Here is a 19,970-nt window from a genome sequence, read left to right as displayed (position 1 = left end):
GAGGAAAACCGGGCAAAAACGCTAATATGTTAAAGAAATAAAAGGGAGGGGATCTTGATGATGTTATCCGTGTTTAAAAAGAAGTCTTGTTCCTATGACGTGACAATATTTCAAACACCCCGGTTTGGCGAAAAAAAGGGCTACAGAGCCGTCTATCGAACTGAACTGAACGGGAGCGATCATCAAGACGTGCTAAAAAGAGCATTCTCTTTGTTTAATGTATTTGACACTGTTCCAAGTGATTATGATGCGAGATTTATGGCCACAGGGGACGTGATTCTGATTGATGAAGGAAGAAAAGGGAAAACATATTATAAACTGCTTCCCGCCGGATGGAGGAAAATCAATCGTCTGATTGTACAAACGACAAAATGAAAAGAAAACTGCGGATTTCCGCAGTTTTCTGCAGTTTAAGGCTTGCGTTTGGCAGCGGAATACTCTTTCTCGTGCGCCTCTTCAGCTGCAATCACGTCTTTTGCAGGTATGTGGTTGTTCTTTTTTTGGCCGGTGATCCGGTTACGCTGTTTTTTACCCATGTCCCATCCCTCCTTCCTGCGGTTAGGTTTTCAAATAAACACCTCAATTATCCCGTTTTTCTCCGGAAGTGCCCAAACGGCCCCGGAACATTTCTTTTTTCGCCATATTCCTTTATAATCAATGCTGAAGTTTGTCTCATCATGACATTCGTTGTAAAATGAACGGACTGGATGATAATTTAGATTTACAGGAGGATATGAGATGAGTGTACATATAGGTGCTGAAAAAGGACAGATTGCGGACACAGTGCTTTTGCCGGGAGATCCTCTCAGAGCAAAATTTATTGCTGAAACGTATCTTGAAAATGTAGAATGCTACAATGAAGTTAGAGGCATGTATGGATTTACGGGTACATATAAAGGCAAAAAAATCTCCGTGCAAGGCACGGGAATGGGCGTTCCGTCGATTTCAATTTATGTGAATGAATTAATTCAAAGCTACGATGTGCAAAATTTAATAAGAGTAGGTTCTTGCGGCGCTATTCGTAAAGATGTCAAAGTGCGAGACGTCATTTTGGCTATGACCTCTTCAACTGATTCACAAATGAACAGAGTCGCTTTCGGAAGCATTGATTTTGCGCCTTGCGCAGATTTTGAGCTTTTAAAAAATGCCTATGATGCCGCAAAGGATAAAGGCGTGCCGGTCACTGTAGGAAGCGTATTTACAGCTGACCAATTCTACAACGACGATTCGCAAATCGAAAAGCTTGCAAAATACGGTGTCCTGGGCGTAGAGATGGAAACGACTGCATTGTATACATTAGCAGCGAAGCACGGAAGAAAAGCGCTGTCAATTCTCACCGTGAGCGATCACGTATTAACAGGAGAAGAAACGACAGCGGAAGAGCGTCAAACGACATTTCATGATATGATAGAAGTGGCTTTACATTCCGTATCACAATAAAATAAATCAAGAGGCGTGCTGGGTGCCGGCAGCCTCTTCTTTATGAATGCGGAAACGATTGATAAAAGGAAGGTAATGTAATATGAAAAAGTCCGGTAAATGGTTTTCACTGGCTGCCGCTCTGAGTGTAACGGCAATAGTCGGAGCCGGCTGCAGCATGTCAAACGGAGATGCTCAAAAGGATACGAAAACCACAGCAGAAACAAAGCAAACAGAACAAAAAACAGCTGACAGCAAAAAAGCAAACACTCAGGACAGTGCGTTTTCATTGGAAAGCAAATATTTCAATAATATTAAAAAAGTGGACGGTCTGGAAACCATTCAAAATCCAGAAAACATACTCGCACTTGTTAATAAAGAATACGCACTGCCCGGAAACTATGAACCTAGTGATCTAGTCATACCTGATGTAGAGTTCTCTTTTGAAGAAAAGATTCAAAAACGTTACATCAGAAAGGAAGCGGCCGAAGCATTAAAAACGATGTTCGATGCTGCGAAAAAGGAAGGCTATGAACTTGCAGCTGTTTCAGGATACCGTTCGTATGACAGACAGCAAGTCATTTTTAACAATGAAGTCAGCCTAAAAGGGGAAAAGAAGGCAAGGGAAGCGGTCGCTTATCCGGGTGAAAGCGAGCACCAAACAGGCCTTGCGATGGACATCTCGAGCCGAAGCAACGGTTTTCAGATAAATGAAGCGTTCGGCAGCACGGCAGACGGAAAATGGGTGCAGGACAATGCTTATAAATATGGCTTTATCATTCGCTATCCAAAAAATAAAGAAGATATCACCAAATACGAATATGAGCCATGGCACCTGCGCTATGTAGGCAAAAAGGCCGCAAAGGTCATCCATGATAATGATTTAACGCTGGAAGAGTACTTTGAAAAAGTGAAGAAAATCTAACAGTAAAAGCCCGCTTACAATTGATAAGCGGGCTTTATTGTGTTTGGTGAATCTAGCATTTGTTCATACATTTATTCTATGCTTACCAGAAGAATAAACCAGCCAGAGCCACTCCTGTAATTAAACCGAGGGAAATACCGTAAGCCGCTCCGTATCCCCAATAACCGCCCCAATATCCGTAACCAAAACCTCTCGGCCCTCCGCCGGTCGGAGCTATAAAAACTTTGTCTCTTGTTACACGTGTAATTCTGCCGACGTGAACTCTTCCGCCTCTCTCTGTAATTCTGACGACTTTACCTTGATGGTTTCTGCAAAGATGGTAATATCTCTCCAATATTGTTTCCCTCCTATACTGACTTTCTATCAGCATATGATAGATAGGATAAAAAGGTTGGACGAAAACAGGGGGCGATACGCCGTTTTACTTATGCGCGACAAAGATACAATGTCCCATGAACTCGCTATATATCTGCATGAGTTCATAATGTGTTTGAAGCGTATCGTAGTAGATAGGAGCGATCGTTTGCGATAAATCCATTTCTGTGGTCGGTTCAAATTCCATGTCATCTGGAAGAAGTGTTATCGCTTCCGTTTTTTGAAAGCCATAAGACCTAAGAGTTTTATGCCACTCGGTTTCTTCATGTAAACAAGTAAAACCGTAGAAATCCATCATTCGCTTTTTTTCTGCAGGCGGCATCGGTTTTTTTAAAGCTGCTTCAATACCAATCAGCATCCCGCCGGGCTTCAATACTCTTGAAATTTCTTGGAGAGAGGGCGTCAAATCGGAAAAACTGAGGACCGATTCTGACAGGACGCAGGAAAAGGACTCAGAAGAGAACGGGAGATGTTCCAGCTCTGCCTGATATGCAGTGATGGCAAGCCCTTCATTTGCAAATCTTTTTTTCGCTTTTTCTAGCATGATAGGGTCTTTATCAACGACTGTTACAGGATACAGTAAATGTCCTAAGTAAGCCGCTGTTTGGCCTGTTCCGCATCCGGCATCAAGAATCGGCTGATCTGGGGAGGGGGCAGCTTTTTGCAAGACCGCTTTTGAAAAAGCCAGCCCGCCTGGATGCGCCCCTGCGACACCGAATAAGGACAGCATTTCTAAATATCGGCTCAATATCGAATCCTCCTTTTTCTTTATCATATGTCGTATAAAGACATAGGTTTATGAAAAGCGAAAGAAGGGCGTTTTCTCTTTCATTTCTGCTCCGAGTTGACGAATAAGAATTCGTCCATGATAATAATGTAAGAAGAAAAAGGTGGTGTTTAATTGAAACGGCAATTAAAACTGTTTTTTATTGTGCTGATCACTGCGGTTGTCGCTTCAGCGCTTACTTTATTTATTACGGGCAATTCCAGCATCCTGGGCCCGAAATCAGCAAGCATGGGAGACAGCGAGTTCGACAAATTAAATAAAGCGTATGAGCAAATCAAAAGTGATTACTACCAGAAGACAGATGATGACAAATTAGTAGATGGAGCAATTAAAGGAATGATTGAATCTCTGGATGATCCGTATTCCACATATATGGATCAAGAGGAAGCAAAATCATTCGATGAGACGATTTCCGCATCCTTTGAAGGCATCGGAGCCCAAGTAGAGGAGAAAGACGGTGAAATCCTTATTGTATCGCCAATTAAAGGTTCACCTGCTGAAAAAGCCGGAATCAAACCGAGGGACCAAATCCTTAAGGTGAACGGAAAAAGCGTCAAAGGCATGAATGTAAATCAAGCTGTCGCTTTAATCCGCGGCAAAAAGGGCACAAAAGTGAAGCTTGAACTGAACAGAGCGGGAGTCGGAAATATCGATCTTTCCATTAAGCGCGATACCATTCCTGTAGAGACCGTCTATTCTGAGATGAAAGACAACAACATCGGCGAAATCCAAATCACTTCTTTCTCTGAAACAACTGCTAAAGAGCTGACGAGTGCGATTGACAGTTTAGAGAAAAAAGGCGCCAAAGGCTATATTTTAGACTTAAGGGGCAACCCGGGCGGCTTAATGGACCAAGCGATTACAATGAGCAACCTGTTTATTGATAAAGGGAAAAACATCATGCAGGTTGAATACAAAAACGGTTCTAAAGAAGTCATGAAGGCTGAAAAAGAACGAACAGTGACCAAACCGACCGTCGTTTTAGTGAATGACGGCACAGCCAGCGCCGCCGAAATTATGGCCGCTGCCCTTCACGAATCGTCAGGCATACCATTAATCGGTGAAACGACATTTGGCAAGGGCACAGTGCAGACAGCAAAAGAATATGATGATGGCTCAACCGTAAAACTGACAGTCGCCAAATGGCTGACTGCCGATGGTGAATGGATTCACAAAAAAGGCATCAAGCCTCAAGTGAAAGCAGAGCTGCCTGATTACGCGAAACTGCCGTATTTGGATGCGGATAAAACGTACAAGTCAGGTGATTCAGGCACCAACGTCAAAGTAGCTCAGCAAATGTTCAAAGCACTTGGCTATCAGGTGAAAGTGAACAGTACGTATGATCAGGATTTTGCATCTGTGGTCAAACAGTTCCAGAAAAAAGAGAAGCTGAAAGAAACTGGCGTACTGACTGGCGATACAACAACGAAATTAATGACAGAACTTCAAAAGAAGCTGTCAAATAATGACACGCAAATGGAAAAAGCAATTGAAACACTGAAAAAAGAAATGTAAAAAAACCCATACGCGGTTGCCGCGTATGGGTTTTTTATGCACCCTTTTGATTCGGGTTTTGGTCTTGTTTATTACCAAATAAACCTTCAATAACAGGATTGGACCCTGCTTTTTTGACGAACAGCGGGTTGAGAATAACCACAGCGATGATATTGGCGGCCAATCCCCAGAACCCTTCATAAATGCCATGTGCGGATTGAGTGGTATACACAATAAACGTAACCGCAAGGCCGACCAATAATCCGATAACTGTCGCTTCTTTCGTTTGGTTTTTCCAGAATAGGCTGACAGCAATCGCCGGGAAGATTTGCACCATGCCGGATACGCCTAATAACTGGAGTGTCACTAAGGCAGTCGGGAAAAGCATTCCAAACAGAAGCGCAAGGCCGATGACAACAAACACCATTGAACGTGTGACAAGTGTCAGCTTGCTTTGAGACACATTCGGATGAATCAAATCCCGATATAGGTTATTGGCAAATAAATTTGATGCCCCGATTGCCATGATGGAACAAGGAATCAATGAAGCAAGAGCGATAGTGGCATATGCAAAACCTTGTGCCACGCCGCCGTAAGATGTTTGAATCAAATGCAGCAGCGCCAGTCTTGGATTTGTATCTTCCGGCAGAACAAGAAATGCGATAAAACCAAGAAATATGACCAAAATTAAAACAATATTATAAAGCGGTAAAAACATGCTGTTTTTTCTTACTGCATCGGCGCTTTTCGCTGTGAAAACTCCTGTAGCCGCATGTGCCCACATAAAAAGTGCAAGAGCGGAAACAATAGATGCTGTGATAAACCAAGGAATGCCTTTTGGCCCATCAGCCGGTATCGTCAGCATTTGAGGCGCTTCCTTTACTAACGTGTCAATCATTGGCGTCCAGCCGTTAAAATGAATGAGAGGAAGGGACACCACCATAAACAGCATAATAACCCATACTAAAATGTCTTTAATAATAGCTGTAAATGTAGGACCTTTAATCCCGCTGAAGAATGTGTAAAGAGCAACAAGAATAAATGAGATGATGACAACGAATTTCACATTAATATATCCGGTGCCGGCAACCTGGAGCGTATCTTGAATGCCGCTCAGCTGAAGGCATATGTACGGAATAAGCATCAGCACACCGACGATGGCAACAAGGCTTGCTAAAAGCTTACTGTCAAAACGCTCCCGGGCGTAATCCGCAAGTGTCATTAATTTATGAATTTTCGCAACTTTCCAAAGTTTCGGCAGGAAGAAGTAGGCGATAAAGTAGGCCAATACAGAATAAGGAATGGCGAAAAATGCAACGCTTCCGCCCGTATAAGCAGTACTGGTTAACCCTAAGAAAGTATATGCCGTATAGAGGTCAGCGCCTACTAAAAACCAGACGAGAAGGCCGCCAAAGCGTCTGCCTCCGACAGACCATTCTTCCACCGAGGTGCGTGAGGATTTGTCTCTTCCGGCGAGAAATCCGATACAGACAACGGTTAAAACGATAACAGCTGTAATGAGAAGTGCAGTGAGATTCCCTTGCATTATTCAAGCCCTCCATCTTTTTTTTGCATCTGGTAAATGCCAAACGAGCATAACGGCGTAATGATAATCCACAACAGCAGCCAAAGGTGGAAAAACGGAAGGCCGAACATAATCGGTTCAATTCGATTCACAAGCGGCAATAGCGCAAGTTGGGCGAATGGCAAAAGAATGAGAATAACAATAAGTGCTTTTTTAACCATTTACTTTCCTCCTGAAACATGATAATGCTCACTATAATAGCAGTTGTAAGATAAGATCACAAGATAATTATTAGAAAAAAATGATTTTTTCAATTATTTAACCAAAACACATTGTTTGCATCCTGCTCAATAAAGGTTTAAAATAATAAATATCTTGAAATCGAGATAAATAGGAGTGGGAAAATGAAAACAGAAGGATTGCACCACGTCACAGCATTCGCCAGAGATCCGCAAGAAAACTTGCGATTTTATACAGAAGTGCTCGGGCTTCGGCTTGTCAAAAAAACAGTAAACTTCGATGATCCCGCAACGTACCATTTTTACTTCGGGAACCAAAATGGAGATCCCGGTACAATTATGACCTTTTTCCCGTTCCAAGGAAGCGGGCAGGGAACGGTAGGCAAAGGCCAAGCGGGCCGGGTGTACTTTTCAGTTCCAAAAGGCTCCCTGTCTTTTTGGAAGGAACGTCTTGAGAAAAACGGGCTGAAACTGGAGGGAAAAACGTTATTCGGTGAAAAGGCGCTTGTTTTTCATGATACGGAAGACCTTCCATTAGCGATCATAGAGGACGAGAAAAGCAATAAAAGCGACTGGACACCTGACGGCATTTCAAAACATGAGGCGATTACGGGAATGAAAGGCGTGCTGCTGTATTCCTACGACCCGCAGGCGACCATTCAATTGTTAACGGAAAGCTTCGGATACTCCAAAGCGGCGGAAGAAGACCAGATTGTCAGACTGACATCCTCAGCGGCCATCGGCGGCGTCATTGACGTACATTTACACCCTGAAAAAAGAGGGGTGGGAGGTTATGGCACGGTCCACCATGTAGCGTTTCGGACAACGAAAGAGGAACAGGCGAAATGGCTGCCGATTATTGCGGAAAACCACCTTCCTTCGTCAGAAATCCTTGACAGAGAATACTTTACATCCGTTTATTTCAGGGAGAAAGGCGGTATCTTATTTGAAATCGCCACAGATGAACCGGGCTTTATAACAGATGAAACGTTTGATGAGCTGGGTACTTCATTAAAACTGCCTGAATGGTTGGAGAAACATAGACAACAAATAATAGACATGTTGCCTGAACTTTAAAAGGGGGAATTTACGATGAAGCATATTTATGAAAAAGGCACATCTGACAACGTACTGCTGCTGCTGCATGGAACAGGCGGTAATGAACACGATCTGCTTTCATTGGGACGGTTTATAGACCCTCATGCCCATTTGCTTGGTGTCAGAGGATCGGTGCTTGAAAATGGAATGCCGCGATTTTTCAAACGCCTGAGTGAAGGTGTCTTTGATGAAAAGGACCTCGTGGAGCGGACAAGAGAATTGAAAGATTTTATCGACGAGGCTGCAGAAATGCATCAATTTGACCGCGGCCGAGTGATTGCAGTCGGTTATTCAAACGGCGCAAATATTGCAGCAAGCCTGCTTTTCCATTATAAAGATGTCTTAAAAGGGGCTATTCTGCATCATCCGATGGTTCCGGTTCGCGGTGTCACGCTGCCTGATATGACGGGACTCCCAGTTTTTATCGGTGCCGGGAAATACGACCCTCTCTGCACGAAGGAAGAATCAGAAGAGCTTCACAGCTATTTACGTGACAGCGGGGCATCAGCCTCCGTATTCTGGCAGGATGGGGGCCATCAGCTGACGCAGCATGAAGCTGAACAGGCTCGTGAATGGTACAAAAATGCGATTGTATAAAAAAACCTTAGTCCGTATTTCGGACTAAGGTTTTTCATATCCTTACAGCCAAGTTGACACTTTTGAAAGCGATAAGCGGTTGCTTTGATGGGCAGGTTTCAATGCTTTTCCGATTGAAATAAGCATAACAGGAACATAGCGCTCACTGATATCAAATTGCTTTTGGAACTGCTCTTTGTTAAATCCGCCGATTGCGCACGTGTCATAACCCTTTGCTTTTGCGGCAATCATAAGCTGCATAGCAGCTAAAGAAGCATTTAAGAAAGCAGAATCACGTGCGAATTGCTCGCTTTGGTAGGCGCCGTTAATTTGGCTGAGCAATGTTTGTTTGATTTCATCTGTAATATAGCCTTGGCTTGCCAATTCAGCGTAAACTTCTTCACCGTTTTCATTTGCCTTTAAATCGCCTAAAATAGCGACAACAGCAGAAGACTCAACGATTTGTTTTTGATTATACGCTACAGGAAGAAGCGCCGCTTTTGATTCATCGCTGTGGAATACTGAGAAATGCCAATGCTGAAGGTTCCAAGCTGAAGGCGCTTTAGCGGCAAGGTCCAATAGCTCAGTCAGCTCTTCCTTAGAGATCGGGGCATTTGTATCATATTCCTTTACAGATGCACGTGCTTTTAAAACATCCAGAGTATTCGTCATAGTGTTTCCTCCTTCGGATAAACGTGGTATGATAATAGAAAAGTTAGAAGCTTACTAAATGTAACTTGAAAGATTATTGTAATGGATCATTGAATACATGTCAATCAATAGATGAAGGGATGAAGACTTGTGGGAAATACAATGTGCCCTAAAATGGAATCCGCTTTTTCATTGCTGGGAAAACGATGGAACGGTCTGATCATCCATGTGTTAATGGATGGGCCGAAACGGTTTAAAGAGATAACGGAAACAATACCGATGATCAGCCAAAAAATGCTTGCGGAACGCCTTAAGGAGCTTGAACAAAACGAGATCGTCCAGCGGCAGGTTCTCCCTGAAACGCCGGTCAAAGTCATCTACACGCTGACTGAAAAAGGAACAGCGCTTCAAGCTGTATTCCAAGAGATGCAGGCGTGGGCCGATCAATTTTGCGAGCCCGGTGAAACAGTGTGCGAAGAAGAGAAATAAGGAAAGGGGCGTCCGGGAAAGAGTCTTTATTTCAATAATAAAGTCATGTAAGGGGTGGTGGTTCATACCGTTTACATGACTTTTTATATTTGTCAAAATGGCTTTTACAGGTTTACAAAGTAATGTGAATATGAAGTGAATATACAAAAATAGGGAATGTTCCAATCTGTGAAAAAATGATTAGCAGCTAACCTCTTGTAAATGGGGATCATCATTTATCTCGTTTTGCAAATCGGCAAAACGGAACTCTATCTGCCTGAATTTTATGTTTACTGCCAAAAACCAGTCAGCTTCCATTGGAATTACATTGGCATCGAAACTGGATTTAAAAAAGAGATCCAGGCTCTATCCACCAAACTTGGGATTTCCGCTTTTATCAAAAAGAAATGAGAGAATTATAAAAGAGAGAGCCTCTGATGAAGCTCTCTTTTTTACTATGTTTTATTATTTTATAGTTTTCCATTCAAAAATTGCGCCTCACCAAGACCGAAACTCCAGTCTGCGTCACCATTCTCGGTAATGGAAACCATTAGGTCTTCTGGGGAAATACCGCATTCTGCTTCTAGCTTTTCAGCCAGCAGGGCATACAATTTTTCCTTTTGGCTTTCTGTTCTTGTTTTGCTCGTTATACTGATGATGACCAGATCCTTAGTTCTTTGAAATCCTAATCCTGTATCCTGGATCATAAGCTCGTTTGCTGGATGCTGATGGACAATTTGATAACGGTCTTTTTCCGGAACACCAAACGCTTCGACCATCGCTTGGTGAGCAGTATCTAATAACAATTGCAGTGATTTTTCGTCACGCCCTTCAATTACATCAAAACGTAATAATGGCATGTGAATTCCTCCTCTTGTGAAGTCTGTTTTCATATTGTTCAATTTGCTTCCAGGCAATGGATAGATATGAAAACTGGCTGCTAGCTTGATCAAAAACATAACATATAACCAAAAGTTAATCAACATGTAACTAACAAATCGATAGGATAGGCGTTAGATAATTGAGAAAAACTCATAAAAACAATTGACAGTCATTGATTAGGAGATTAGTAAGAATACACTAGTTGATCAAAAGATAACAATCATATAACCAACATTTTTTGGTTATTAGTGAAAGCGTTTTCTGTTTGGCTGGGCTTAAATAGTGCCGAATTCATTTTTAAAACACATTTGGAGGGGTACCATGCCGATTTTAATCGTTGCTGTCGGAGTGCTGATTCTGTTATTTCTCATTATTAAAGTAAAATTAAATACCTTTGTCTCACTTATTGTCGTTTCATTTTTAGTAGCCATCGGACTTGGGATGGATATCAATAAAATCGTTCTTTCAATTGAAGCGGGTATAGGCGGGCAGCTCGGGCATTTAGCTTTAGTGTTTGGGCTTGGTGCGATGCTCGGAAGGCTCGTCTCAGATGCTGGGGGCGGCTATCGCATTGCCATTACGCTGATTGACAAATTTGGGAGGAAACGAATACAGGCGGCGGTGGTCATTGCCTCGTTTATCATCGGCATAGCCCTGTTTTTTGAAGTGGGTCTTGTTCTATTGATTCCGATTGTTTATGCGATTGCCAAAGAATTAAAAATGCCTTTTCTCTATCTGGGAATCCCGATGGCAGCCGCCTTAAATGTCACTCACGGATTTTTGCCCCCGCATCCTGCGCCAACTGCCATCTCAGTTGCATACGGCGCCCATATTGGTCAGGTGCTGCTTTTTGGAATCATCATCGCTGTTCCGACGACTGTGATTGCCGGGCCCTTATTTAATAAATTTGCGATGAAGCGGTTTCCCGGTGCGTATCAAAAGCGCGGAAGTTTATCGGCGTTCGGGCCGCGGAAAGAATTTCAGCTGGATGAAACACCAGGCTTTGGGATCAGTGTTGTCACATCTTTATTTCCAGTTATCTTTATGGCCATTGCGACTGTTTTTTCTTTATTACTCAAAGAACATTCAAGAGGAAAAGACATCATAGAATTTATCGGCACTCCGGGGACGGCAATGCTCATTTCACTTTTGCTTGCGCTCTATACGATGGGATATGCGCGTAAAATACCTATGAAGGAGATTAGCAAATCGTTATCCGAGTCGATTTCACAAATCGCGATGATGCTGCTTATCATAGGAGGGGGAGGGGCGTTTAAACAGGTTCTGATTGACGGCGGGGTCGGTGATTATGTTGCTGATCTTTTCAGTCAAACAAACATGTCGCCGCTGCTCGTTGCATGGATTATCGCTGCGGTTCTGCGCCTGTGTTTGGGCTCTGCTACTGTGGCTGCGCTTACCACTGCGGGAATGGCAGCTCCGCTTATGGAGGCAGGCAGTGTAAACCCGGCATTGATGGTACTGGCAACCGGAGCGGGAAGTGTCATCGCATGTCATGTAAATGATGCAGGATTTTGGATGGTAAAGGAATTTTTCGGTTTGAGCATGAAAGAAACCTTTCAAACCTGGACGCTGCTTACAACAGTTCTCTCAGTAACAGGGCTCGGTTGTGTGTTATTGGCAGGGCTTGTGATGTAACAATACCCAGATTCAGTCCATAGCCCAATCGTTTTTCTTCCTTGTTGAATACTTTACGTATAGGCAGATATAAAGGAGGAAAAATCATGTACCCTCATCATTCATATTATCGCGGGAACCCAGATCCAGCCGGATATCCGGCGCGCAATCCTTTCTTGTTTGGCGCTCCTTTAGTCGGTGGTTTATTAGGCGGTTTTCTCGGGAGTGCTCTGTTTAACGCACCTCGTCCCTATGCTTATCCGCCTGTCCCGTATGGTTACGGAGGCGCACCGTACGGTTTTGGTGCCGGCGTGCCATACGGCGGATATCCCGGTTTCTATTAACAAAAACGGCCTGCATCGGTGCAGGTCGTTTTTTATCGGATGATTTCTACCTCGGACATATTGTAGTCTTGCTGCTTTTGAAACATGACTTCCAGAAGGCCATCCTTATAGACGGCTTTTGTTCCTTTGCGTTTGACTAAACAAGGCAGGCTTATTTTTTTCGGATGATCCAAATTCGGAAAATTTTCTATCATTAATGCGTGAGAAGTGTGTTTGATTTTCAACTGTTCCAGCTGGCTTTCGCTGATTGGCACCTTTACAAACACATGGTCTGTTGTTTCAAATATATCCATATCAGGTTTAGCAGATTTGGCGGGCTGTTCTTTTTGGGGGAGAGGATCGCGGAAAGGAAATTGAGCCGCATAATCACTGCCGAACACACTTTCCATTACGCGATTTACATACGTTTCAACTTCTTTTGGATCTGCTTTTTTTAATGCTTCCTTGGAAAATTGATTGTGGAAAGGAAAGTACTTGTTCCACTCAAACATCGTCATCACACCCTTTCTTCACGGACAAAATAGTATATGCCCGCCCGATCTTTCACGTGATATAATATAAGATGCTCTAAAGAAAGGCGGGGATATAAATGCAATACTCAGAAACAAAAAAAGGCGTTCTTTACACAGCCGTTTCCTTTCTCATGTGGGGGCTCTTTCCGCTCTATTGGAAGCTTCTCGAACAGCTGCCGGCCCTTGATATTTTGGCTCACCGTATTATATGGTCTTTTGTTTTTATGTGTATCGTGCTTTTTTTCTTGCGGCAATGGAAAACAGGGTGGCAGGAGCTGCGCTCTTTGAAAAAGAAAGGCGGCATCCTTTCTTTATTTCTCGCTTCTATCCTGATTTCGATTAACTGGTTTGTATACATATGGGCTGTCAACCATGGCTTTTTGCTTGAGGCTAGTCTTGGCTATTACATTAATCCGCTTGTATCAGTGCTCCTTGGAATTTTATTTCTAAAGGAAAAACTGAATCGCCTGCAATTGGTGGCGGTTTCGATTGCGGCGGCTGGCGTTATTATCTCGGCGTTCCAATACGGCTCCATTCCTTATGTTGCGCTTCTGCTTGCATTCAGCTTCGGGCTGTATGGGTTAAGCAAAAAAAGAACAAGCCTGTCGAGCGCCATTGGCTTAACGCTGGAAACATTCATGATTATGCCGATTGCTTTGGGATATTTGCTGCTGAGCGGCCATATCCAGCCCGCGGGTGCAGAAAGCGGTGGGACGTGGATGCTTCTCTTTTTTGCCGGTGTATTTACGGCGCTGCCGCTATTATTGTTTGCGGAAGGAGCGAAACGGCTGCCGCTGTACCAAGTTGGTATCTTACAATATATTGCACCGACCATTACCTTGCTGATCGGGCTGTTTGTTTATCATGAGCCATTTTCAAGCTCGAAGGCTTTCACATTCAGCTGTATATGGGCTGCGTTGCTCTTGTTTACGTTTTCACAAGTAAAGTGGAAGCGGGCGTCAAAAAGCCATTGAGGCCTTTGGCTTTTCAGCTGAACCATATATTATGTATAATCATTTCATGTATGTAAGACATAAAGGAGCAAGACGATGGACAATGATAAAGAGATAGTGAAAGCCTACGCTTCACTTTGGAACAACCGATCTTTCGCAAGTGATGACGCAGAAGCGGTAGCAGAGGCGATTGATCTTGAGCTCTTGGATAAACGTACACATCCGAGACTCCGGAAACCGATGCTGGAAAAATATTTTGCCGCGATCCAGCGCATTGTGAATTCACAGCTCGAACCGGCTGTGAAATATCAGCTGGTCAAATTACATACAGAACGCGCAGAGCATTTAAAAGAAGAAAGAGGGGAGCAATCATGAAAGCAATCATAAAAGAAGATGTGCAAGCATCTTTAGAACGATATGCGGACCGCCCTGTATATATCCATTTAGAAACCACAACCGGTTCTTATTCAGCGCACTTAAATGAAAAAAACATGACGGTTGTTGCATACATCCGCAATGCAAAAGTTACCTATCATCAGGCGAAAATTAAAGGCAACGGCCCTTTTCGGGTTGGTTTAAAAACAGAAGACGGCTGGATTTATGCTGAAGGCTTGACTGAATACACGGTAGATGAAGACAACCGTTTATTAATGGCAGGACACCTGCCGGGCGGTAAACTGGCTATTTCTCTGCAAATCAGTGAAAAACCGTTCACAGTTTAAAGAAAAGGGTGAAAAATAATGAAAGAACATGTACTTGTAATCCTGCCTCACCCTGATGACGAATCATACGGAGTGGCAGGCCTGATTGCCTTAAACAGAAAAAAAGACATTCCGGTTACGTACGCCTGCGCCACTTTAGGTGAAATGGGCAGAAATATGGGCGATCCATTTTTTGCGAATCGGGAAACGTTGCCGCTATTAAGAAAACAAGAGCTTATTAACGCATGCAAAGAAATGGATATCAATGACCTTCGGATGCTTGGGCTCCGTGACAAAACGCTCGAATTTGAAGACGATGAGTATTTAGCTGATATCATGGAAGAGATCATAGATGATGTAAAACCAAGTTTAATTGTCACATTTTATCCTGGACACGGCGTGCACCCTGACCATGATGCATGCGGGGAAGCGGTTATCCGTGCATTGTACCGTAAAAAGAAAGAAGACCGTCCGCGTACGCTCTGCATGGCCATTACACGCAACAGGGAAGAAGTTCTCGGCGAAGCAGATGTCGTACTTGATATCAAAGAAGTAGCTGATATTAAAATGAATGCGTTAAGAGCTCACCGCACTCAAACAGAAGGCATGCTCAGAGAGCTTGAAGAAAAATTGAAAAACAATGAACCTGTTATGGCAACATGGTTTGAAGAAGAAGTATATTGGACGTATCAATGGAATGATTAATCAAAAAGGTATAAGGCCTTTAGCCTTATACCTTTTTTAATTTCAAGTCAGATGCAATCGCTGAAGCGAGGGTGGATCTCAGGGAAATATCTTCGAAAGACAAACCAAGCTGAACCGCTGTTTGTGCTATTTCAGGGCGGATTCCCGACAAAGTTGATGAAACGCCGATTAAACGAAGCGCCTCAATCAGACTGAACAGCTGGTGGGCAACCATCGTATCAATAACAGCTACTCCTGACAAATCAATATACAGCTGTGTCACCTTTTTCTCCGCACATTGATGCAGTGTGTTTTCCATAATCAGTTTGGCGCGAACTGTATCAATATCTCCGATTAAAGGCAGCAGCCCGACGCTGTGAAACAGCACGATGACCGGCGCGCTTAATTCAGTAATCATATCTTTTTGGGCTTGAAGCTGAAGACTTGTGTTTTTGTACATTTCTTCTATAAAAATATGAATCACAAGATCAAACGCTTTTATAAGGGCGTGATAAAGGTCTTCGGCTTCTTCGCCTTTCACAGTGTCCTGATTGATATGGACAAATTCTTTCACATAGGAAACATATAAATCTCTCACTCTAACAAACTCCCGGATAATATAGTGGATAGGAGTCTTTAAATGCTCTTGATCCTGTGTGACTTCAAAGGCCCATTCTTTCAGTATAGGCAGGTACACATCTTCATCATCTATAAAAATACGGTTTATTTTATAATTGAAGGCAAGATTCTGGCTCTTTAAATTGTGAATGACAGCAGGGTCTGTTGATGCATATATGGAATTCGGATCGGTCTCCTCAATTGTTTCATACCATGTTGAACTGATGGTCTCCGCATGCTGAGAAAGATATTCGTATAATTTTTTATTTTTTGCCATGTATGATCACCTCTTTTAACTGTATTGTTTTTGCGAATAACGTTTTTGCAGTTTAGCCAGCCTGAAAAACAGCCCAACTGCCCCGGCGGCGAGTCCTGCAATTAACCCGATCCAATAACCGAACGCGCCAAGGCTTGTAAACGTACCGACCGCATAACCGACAGGAAGGCCAATGACCCAGTAAGAGACAAATGCGGCCGCAAGCGTATAGTTCACATCTTTGTATCCTCTGAGCGCTCCCTGGATAGGTGCGGCCACAGCATCGGAAAGCTGAAAAAACAGCGCATAAATTAAAAAGTGCTGTGTCAGCAGGAGCACATCGGGGTCAGAAGTGTACATGCCGGCAATTTGCGCTCTAAATGACAGGATACAGGCTGCAGTTAACAAAGAAAAGCCAACCGCCATCATGATGCCGATCAAGCTATATGAGCGTGCATCTTTAAATCGGGCTGCACCGGCTTCAAAACCGACAACAATTGTTAAAGCCATGGACACGCTAAGCGGCAGCATATATAAAAGCGAAGCAAAGTTCATGGCCGCCTGGTGGGACGCGATGGTCACTGTATCAAAATGGCTCATCAGAAGCGTGACAGCTGCGAAAATGCTCGTTTCAAAAAACACGGCGAACCCAATAGGCAGCCCGATTTTGAGCATATTTTTACACGCTTTCCAAGAGAACTTATACATTGTAAGGAAAATCCCGTATTCGGAAAATGGCGCGGCTTTATGAATAATGAAAAAACTGATGATGCAGATACACCAATATGTAAGCGCGGACGCTAGCCCGGCACCGACGCCGCCAAGGGCAGGCATTCCGAATTTCCCAAAGATGAATACGTAATTCAATACAAAATTGATCGGAAGAGAACTGAGTGTAATTATCATTGTGACTCTCGTTTTCCCTAATGAGTCAATGAATGATCTCAAAACGGTGTAAACAAATAAAGGGAAAATTCCCAGCGATAAAAACCCTAAAAAGTGTTTGGCAATCTGATGCACGTGAGCCTCAAGGTCTAATCGGCCAAGAATAAGGTCAACTGCAGCATATCCAATCGCTAAAACGGCGATGCTAAGAAGCGCGGCCACGTATACAGCCTGTAAAACAGTAAAGGGAATCTTCTGTTTTTTTTCAGCGCCTAAAAGCTGAGCGACAATCGGGGTGACCGCCATTAATATGCCTGCAAGTCCTGTATAAACAGGGGTCCAAAGACTTGAGCCAATGGCGACACCGGCTAAATCAGCGGGGCTGACTTTCCCTGACATTACAGTATCTAAAAAAGTCATAAGAGATAGCCCCGCCTGGGTAATTAATATCGGAATTAAAATGTGCAAAAGCTGTTTGATCTTCTGCCGGGCGTTTCGAGTTTCTTTCATACATTGATCTCCGTTTCTTTTTCATAACGAGAGAAATTATAACATTTTATGTATAAAAAGCAATGAACGGCAGGCCTATTCTTTTTTTGTCGGTTTCGTTTTTCTAAACATTTGGGCATAAATAAAAGAAAGCGAAATCACGCCTAAAAAGGTGCAAATATACTGAATGATTCTTTCGATTTCCATTCTTTACATCCCTCCTTTACCAATAGAATGTGCATCAATAAGATAAGCATGCGTGAAAAGTTGGAATTTTGAAAAGGAGATGAAGGTCTATGCGTTATGAGCAGATGTCAGAAAATGCATTCAAGGGGAAAATACAAGTGTACTTAGAGCAAATATTAGGTGATGCATCGCTAATTTTGAAGGCGCTTCACGAAAAAGACCAGTGCCTCCTTTGTGAATTAGATGAATTGGGGCATATTTTTCAGGACATGCAGGGGATCGCATCATCCTTTTATTTGCAATCATACATTGAGGAATTTACGCCGGCATTTATTGAGCTGGCCAAGGCGATTAAAGCCTTATCGGAACATAAGCATGGTGCTTTAATTGTGATTGAAAGAGCGGACCCTGTTGAACATTTTATTCAAAAAGGAACATCCCTTCATGCGGAGATCAGCGCTTCATTAATTGAGAGCATCTTTTTCCCCGGAAATCCTCTTCATGACGGCGCTTTATTGGTAAGGGAAAATAAACTCGTATCAGCAGCTAATGTACTCCCGCTGACAACAAAGGATGTGGATATCCATCTGGGAACCCGGCACCGCGCGGCTCTTGGAATGTCGGGGTATACGGACGCGCTTGTGCTCGTTGTTTCAGAGGAGACAGGGAAGATGTCGTTTGCAAAAGACGGTGTATTATATCCGTTAATTTCGCCAAGAACGTAAAATAAATAAAAGGGCCTGATAATGAATCCTATCATGAGACAAAATGACTGAAATCGGATCTTTTTTAAAGCATTCACTTCAAGCTGAATGCTTTTTGTCTTGAAGGCAGGAAATATAAACTGGTAGAAAAGTTATATCTAATGAATATTAATTAAGTTAAATACTTTACCTAATTATGTATTTATAGTACCGTATAAAATATTATATAAATTTTTAAAGGAAGGGTGCTGCCGCATGGCTAATGTATTAATGATCGGTTTTCCCGGTGAAGGGCATATTAATCCGTCTATCGGTGTAATGAAGGAGTTGAAATCACGGGGAGAACATATTACCTACTACGCAGTGAAGGAATACAAAGAAAAAATTGCAGCTCTTGATATTGAGTTTCGTGAGTATCATGATTTCCGGGAAGATTACTTCGGAAAGAATGCAACCGGAGATGAAGAAAGAGATTTCACAGAAATGATCTGCGCTTTTTTGAAAGGCTGTAAGGATATCGCGACTCATATTTATGATGAAGTCAAACATGAGTCGTATGATTATGTCATATATGATCATCACCTACTGGCCGGTAAAATCATTGCCAACCTGTTGAAGCTGCCGAGATTTTCACTGTGTACAACCTTTGCGATGAATGAGGAATTTCTAAAGGAAATGATGGGTGCATACATGAGAGGATCATTTGAAGATTCGCCTCATTATGAATCTTACAAGCAGCTTGCAGAAACATTAAATACTGATTTTCAGGCAGGGATCAAAAAGCCATTTGACGTTTTTTCTTCAGAGGGGGACTTGACGATTGTCTTTACATCAAGGGAATTTCAGCCAATGGCTGAGCAATTCGGCGATCAGTATGTATTTGTTGGTCCTTCAATTACGGAAAGAGCCGGAAACAATGATTTCCCATTTGAGCAGATTGACAATGAAAACGTGCTGTTTATTTCGATGGGAACCATTTTTAACAATCAAAAGCAGTTTTTTAATCAATGTCTTGAGGTTTGTAAAGACTTTGACGGTAAGGTTGTGCTTTCCATCGGCAAGCATATCAAAGCAAATGAGTTAAACGACATTCCGGAGAATTTCATTGTACGCCCGTATGTCCCTCAGCTTGAGATCCTGAAAAGGGCCAGTTTATTTGTGACCCACGGCGGAATGAACAGCACAAGTGAAGGTTTGTATTTTGAAACTCCGCTTGTTGTTATTCCCATGGGAGCTGACCAATTTGCCGTCGGAAATCAAGTGGAAAAAATCGGCGCAGGGAAAGTTCTGAAAAAAGAACAACTATCTGAAAGCCTTCTGAAAGAAACGATTCAAGAAGTGATGAACAATCCTGTGTATGCTGAAAAGGCGAAAGACATTGGACAATCACTGAAAGCGGCAGGCGGTTCTAAAAAAGCGGCCGACAGCATTCTTGAAGTTGTGAAACACAAAACTCAATCAGCCAACGCATAATATAAATGCCTGTTCTTATCAAAAGAACAGGCATTTTGGAATTTTCGTAAGAAAGCAGAGGAAGGGATTTGACACGCCAATAGAGAATTGA

26 protein-coding genes are annotated in these 19,970 nt (G+C 42.8%); 16 read left to right on the top strand and 10 right to left on the bottom strand.

The window, feature by feature from the left end:
- The first annotated feature begins 57 nt into the window (after positions 1-57).
- Positions 58-375, top strand: coding sequence for a shape determination protein YodL (yodL, locus tag M1M80_RS10970; protein WP_080429026.1), 318 nt, complete (start codon positions 58-60; stop codon positions 373-375).
- 35 nt (positions 376-410) lie between these two features.
- Here yodL and M1M80_RS10965 read toward each other — a convergent pair whose 3' ends face one another.
- Entirely contained in the window at positions 411-536 is a 126-nt protein-coding gene (locus M1M80_RS10965) for a hypothetical protein (RefSeq protein ID WP_003241588.1), read from the bottom strand.
- Between the two features lie 202 nt (positions 537-738).
- Between M1M80_RS10965 and deoD the strand changes: the two genes are divergently transcribed.
- Together deoD and ldcB are read left to right on the top strand one after the other, a co-directional pair.
- Positions 739-1,440, top strand: a complete 702-nt coding sequence (deoD, locus tag M1M80_RS10960) for a purine-nucleoside phosphorylase (RefSeq protein WP_003241589.1) — start codon at positions 739-741, stop codon at positions 1,438-1,440.
- A gap of 82 nt (positions 1,441-1,522) precedes the next feature.
- Positions 1,523-2,344 (top strand): LD-carboxypeptidase LdcB, encoded by an 822-nt coding sequence (gene ldcB / locus M1M80_RS10955; protein WP_060398844.1) that lies wholly within the window; start codon positions 1,523-1,525, stop codon positions 2,342-2,344.
- A gap of 82 nt (positions 2,345-2,426) precedes the next feature.
- Here the strand turns inward: ldcB and M1M80_RS10950 are convergent, their stop codons facing one another.
- On the bottom strand, positions 2,427-2,678 hold the full coding sequence (locus tag M1M80_RS10950; RefSeq protein ID WP_003241593.1) for a hypothetical protein: 252 nt from the start codon (positions 2,676-2,678) through the stop codon (positions 2,427-2,429).
- Between the two features lie 87 nt (positions 2,679-2,765).
- On the bottom strand, positions 2,766-3,467 hold the full coding sequence (locus M1M80_RS10945; protein ID WP_003241595.1) for a class I SAM-dependent methyltransferase: 702 nt from the start codon (positions 3,465-3,467) through the stop codon (positions 2,766-2,768).
- A 153-nt stretch (positions 3,468-3,620) separates the two neighbouring features.
- Between M1M80_RS10945 and ctpA the strand changes: the two genes are divergently transcribed.
- Entirely contained in the window at positions 3,621-5,021 is a 1,401-nt protein-coding gene (gene ctpA / locus M1M80_RS10940) for a carboxy-terminal processing protease CtpA (RefSeq protein ID WP_060398843.1), read from the top strand.
- Between the two features lie 34 nt (positions 5,022-5,055).
- On the opposite strand, the gene M1M80_RS10935 is transcribed toward ctpA, so the two are convergent.
- Together M1M80_RS10935 and M1M80_RS10930 are read right to left on the bottom strand one after the other, a co-directional pair.
- On the bottom strand, positions 5,056-6,546 hold the full coding sequence (locus M1M80_RS10935) for a sodium:solute symporter family protein (RefSeq protein WP_060398842.1): 1,491 nt from the start codon (positions 6,544-6,546) through the stop codon (positions 5,056-5,058).
- On the bottom strand, positions 6,546-6,746 hold the full coding sequence (locus M1M80_RS10930) for a DUF3311 domain-containing protein (RefSeq protein WP_003241600.1): 201 nt from the start codon (positions 6,744-6,746) through the stop codon (positions 6,546-6,548). The genes M1M80_RS10935 and M1M80_RS10930 overlap by 1 nt, the downstream gene beginning before the upstream one ends.
- Before the next feature lie 183 nt (positions 6,747-6,929).
- Here M1M80_RS10930 and M1M80_RS10925 point away from each other — a divergent pair, with 183 nt between their 5' ends.
- Positions 6,930-7,841 carry a ring-cleaving dioxygenase gene (locus tag M1M80_RS10925; RefSeq protein WP_060398841.1) on the top strand — a complete coding sequence of 304 codons (912 nt, stop codon included), beginning with the start codon at positions 6,930-6,932 and terminating at the stop codon, positions 7,839-7,841.
- Positions 7,842-7,856: 15 nt separating this feature from the next.
- Positions 7,857-8,459 (top strand): alpha/beta hydrolase, encoded by a 603-nt coding sequence (locus tag M1M80_RS10920; RefSeq protein WP_060398840.1) that lies wholly within the window; start codon positions 7,857-7,859, stop codon positions 8,457-8,459.
- Between the two features lie 42 nt (positions 8,460-8,501).
- Here the strand turns inward: M1M80_RS10920 and M1M80_RS10915 are convergent, their stop codons facing one another.
- Entirely contained in the window at positions 8,502-9,110 is a 609-nt protein-coding gene (locus tag M1M80_RS10915) for a nitroreductase family protein (protein WP_060398839.1), read from the bottom strand.
- A 129-nt stretch (positions 9,111-9,239) separates the two neighbouring features.
- Here M1M80_RS10915 and yodB point away from each other — a divergent pair, with 129 nt between their 5' ends.
- Complete coding sequence (yodB, locus tag M1M80_RS10910) at positions 9,240-9,578, top strand: transcriptional regulator YodB (RefSeq protein WP_019258668.1); 339 nt, start codon at positions 9,240-9,242, stop codon at positions 9,576-9,578.
- Between the two features lie 201 nt (positions 9,579-9,779).
- Positions 9,780-9,968, top strand: coding sequence for a hypothetical protein (locus M1M80_RS10905; protein ID WP_060398838.1), 189 nt, complete (start codon positions 9,780-9,782; stop codon positions 9,966-9,968).
- Positions 9,969-10,027: 59 nt separating this feature from the next.
- On the opposite strand, the gene M1M80_RS10900 is transcribed toward M1M80_RS10905, so the two are convergent.
- Positions 10,028-10,417, bottom strand: a complete 390-nt coding sequence (locus M1M80_RS10900; RefSeq protein WP_060398837.1) for a tautomerase family protein — start codon at positions 10,415-10,417, stop codon at positions 10,028-10,030.
- Positions 10,418-10,760: 343 nt separating this feature from the next.
- Here M1M80_RS10900 and M1M80_RS10895 point away from each other — a divergent pair, with 343 nt between their 5' ends.
- Together M1M80_RS10895 and M1M80_RS10890 are read left to right on the top strand one after the other, a co-directional pair.
- Positions 10,761-12,095, top strand: a complete 1,335-nt coding sequence (locus M1M80_RS10895) for a gluconate:H+ symporter (protein ID WP_060398836.1) — start codon at positions 10,761-10,763, stop codon at positions 12,093-12,095.
- Between the two features lie 86 nt (positions 12,096-12,181).
- The gene (locus tag M1M80_RS10890; protein WP_003241613.1) at positions 12,182-12,418 is read left to right on the top strand and encodes a hypothetical protein; all 237 of its coding nucleotides are present in this window, start codon (positions 12,182-12,184) and stop codon (positions 12,416-12,418) included.
- Between the two features lie 32 nt (positions 12,419-12,450).
- Here M1M80_RS10890 and M1M80_RS10885 read toward each other — a convergent pair whose 3' ends face one another.
- Positions 12,451-12,909 (bottom strand): Hsp20/alpha crystallin family protein, encoded by a 459-nt coding sequence (locus M1M80_RS10885; protein WP_060398835.1) that lies wholly within the window; start codon positions 12,907-12,909, stop codon positions 12,451-12,453.
- A gap of 98 nt (positions 12,910-13,007) precedes the next feature.
- Here M1M80_RS10885 and rarD point away from each other — a divergent pair, with 98 nt between their 5' ends.
- The 4 genes from rarD (at position 13,008) to bshB2 (ending at position 15,289) form a co-directional block, all read left to right on the top strand.
- On the top strand, positions 13,008-13,904 hold the full coding sequence (gene rarD, locus M1M80_RS10880) for an EamA family transporter RarD (RefSeq protein ID WP_060398834.1): 897 nt from the start codon (positions 13,008-13,010) through the stop codon (positions 13,902-13,904).
- 75 nt (positions 13,905-13,979) lie between these two features.
- On the top strand, positions 13,980-14,258 hold the full coding sequence (locus M1M80_RS10875) for a hypothetical protein (protein WP_060398833.1): 279 nt from the start codon (positions 13,980-13,982) through the stop codon (positions 14,256-14,258).
- Positions 14,255-14,605, top strand: coding sequence for a YojF family protein (locus M1M80_RS10870; RefSeq protein WP_019258663.1), 351 nt, complete (start codon positions 14,255-14,257; stop codon positions 14,603-14,605). The genes M1M80_RS10875 and M1M80_RS10870 overlap by 4 nt, the downstream gene beginning before the upstream one ends.
- 18 nt (positions 14,606-14,623) lie before the next feature.
- The gene (gene bshB2 / locus M1M80_RS10865; RefSeq protein WP_003220099.1) at positions 14,624-15,289 is read left to right on the top strand and encodes a bacillithiol biosynthesis deacetylase BshB2; all 666 of its coding nucleotides are present in this window, start codon (positions 14,624-14,626) and stop codon (positions 15,287-15,289) included.
- 25 nt (positions 15,290-15,314) lie between these two features.
- On the opposite strand, the gene rsbRC is transcribed toward bshB2, so the two are convergent.
- Together rsbRC and M1M80_RS10855 are read right to left on the bottom strand one after the other, a co-directional pair.
- Complete coding sequence (rsbRC, locus tag M1M80_RS10860; RefSeq protein ID WP_003241625.1) at positions 15,315-16,163, bottom strand: RsbT co-antagonist RsbRC; 849 nt, start codon at positions 16,161-16,163, stop codon at positions 15,315-15,317.
- A gap of 15 nt (positions 16,164-16,178) precedes the next feature.
- Positions 16,179-17,537 carry an MATE family efflux transporter gene (locus M1M80_RS10855; RefSeq protein WP_060398832.1) on the bottom strand — a complete coding sequence of 453 codons (1,359 nt, stop codon included), beginning with the start codon at positions 17,535-17,537 and terminating at the stop codon, positions 16,179-16,181.
- Between the two features lie 275 nt (positions 17,538-17,812).
- Between M1M80_RS10855 and cdaS the strand changes: the two genes are divergently transcribed.
- Positions 17,813-18,427, top strand: coding sequence for a cyclic di-AMP synthase CdaS (gene cdaS, locus M1M80_RS10850; protein ID WP_019258661.1), 615 nt, complete (start codon positions 17,813-17,815; stop codon positions 18,425-18,427).
- Positions 18,428-18,661: 234 nt separating this feature from the next.
- The gene (locus tag M1M80_RS10845) at positions 18,662-19,879 is read left to right on the top strand and encodes a macrolide family glycosyltransferase (RefSeq protein WP_060398831.1); all 1,218 of its coding nucleotides are present in this window, start codon (positions 18,662-18,664) and stop codon (positions 19,877-19,879) included.
- Positions 19,880-19,970 lie beyond the last annotated feature (91 nt).

The organism is Bacillus inaquosorum (assembly GCF_023238325.1).
Classification (GTDB): Bacteria; Bacillota; Bacilli; order Bacillales; family Bacillaceae; genus Bacillus; species Bacillus inaquosorum.
Note: the sequence above shows the minus strand (reverse complement) of the source record. Positions and strands in the feature narration are given on the sequence as shown.

Bases quoted from the DNA above. Each gene is read 5' to 3' on its own strand.
- yodL (WP_080429026.1), top strand. From the start codon at position 58: ATGATGTTATCCGTGTTTAAAAAGAAGTCTTGTTCCTATGACGTGACA.
- M1M80_RS10965 (WP_003241588.1), bottom strand. From the start codon at position 536: ATGGGTAAAAAACAGCGTAACCGGATCACCGGCCAAAAAAAGAACAAC.
- deoD (WP_003241589.1), top strand. From the start codon at position 739: ATGAGTGTACATATAGGTGCTGAAAAAGGACAGATTGCGGACACAGTG.
- ldcB (WP_060398844.1), top strand. From the start codon at position 1,523: ATGAAAAAGTCCGGTAAATGGTTTTCACTGGCTGCCGCTCTGAGTGTA.
- M1M80_RS10935 (WP_060398842.1), bottom strand. From the start codon at position 6,546: ATGCAAGGGAATCTCACTGCACTTCTCATTACAGCTGTTATCGTTTTA.
- M1M80_RS10930 (WP_003241600.1), bottom strand. From the start codon at position 6,746: ATGGTTAAAAAAGCACTTATTGTTATTCTCATTCTTTTGCCATTCGCC.
- M1M80_RS10925 (WP_060398841.1), top strand. From the start codon at position 6,930: ATGAAAACAGAAGGATTGCACCACGTCACAGCATTCGCCAGAGATCCG.
- M1M80_RS10920 (WP_060398840.1), top strand. From the start codon at position 7,857: ATGAAGCATATTTATGAAAAAGGCACATCTGACAACGTACTGCTGCTG.
- M1M80_RS10915 (WP_060398839.1), bottom strand. From the start codon at position 9,110: ATGACGAATACTCTGGATGTTTTAAAAGCACGTGCATCTGTAAAGGAA.
- M1M80_RS10905 (WP_060398838.1), top strand. From the start codon at position 9,780: ATGGGGATCATCATTTATCTCGTTTTGCAAATCGGCAAAACGGAACTC.
- M1M80_RS10900 (WP_060398837.1), bottom strand. From the start codon at position 10,417: ATGCCATTATTACGTTTTGATGTAATTGAAGGGCGTGACGAAAAATCA.
- M1M80_RS10895 (WP_060398836.1), top strand. From the start codon at position 10,761: ATGCCGATTTTAATCGTTGCTGTCGGAGTGCTGATTCTGTTATTTCTC.
- M1M80_RS10890 (WP_003241613.1), top strand. From the start codon at position 12,182: ATGTACCCTCATCATTCATATTATCGCGGGAACCCAGATCCAGCCGGA.
- M1M80_RS10885 (WP_060398835.1), bottom strand. From the start codon at position 12,909: ATGTTTGAGTGGAACAAGTACTTTCCTTTCCACAATCAATTTTCCAAG.
- rarD (WP_060398834.1), top strand. From the start codon at position 13,008: ATGCAATACTCAGAAACAAAAAAAGGCGTTCTTTACACAGCCGTTTCC.
- M1M80_RS10875 (WP_060398833.1), top strand. From the start codon at position 13,980: ATGGACAATGATAAAGAGATAGTGAAAGCCTACGCTTCACTTTGGAAC.
- M1M80_RS10870 (WP_019258663.1), top strand. From the start codon at position 14,255: ATGAAAGCAATCATAAAAGAAGATGTGCAAGCATCTTTAGAACGATAT.
- bshB2 (WP_003220099.1), top strand. From the start codon at position 14,624: ATGAAAGAACATGTACTTGTAATCCTGCCTCACCCTGATGACGAATCA.
- rsbRC (WP_003241625.1), bottom strand. From the start codon at position 16,163: ATGGCAAAAAATAAAAAATTATACGAATATCTTTCTCAGCATGCGGAG.
- M1M80_RS10855 (WP_060398832.1), bottom strand. From the start codon at position 17,537: ATGAAAGAAACTCGAAACGCCCGGCAGAAGATCAAACAGCTTTTGCAC.
- cdaS (WP_019258661.1), top strand. From the start codon at position 17,813: ATGCGTTATGAGCAGATGTCAGAAAATGCATTCAAGGGGAAAATACAA.
- M1M80_RS10845 (WP_060398831.1), top strand. From the start codon at position 18,662: ATGGCTAATGTATTAATGATCGGTTTTCCCGGTGAAGGGCATATTAAT.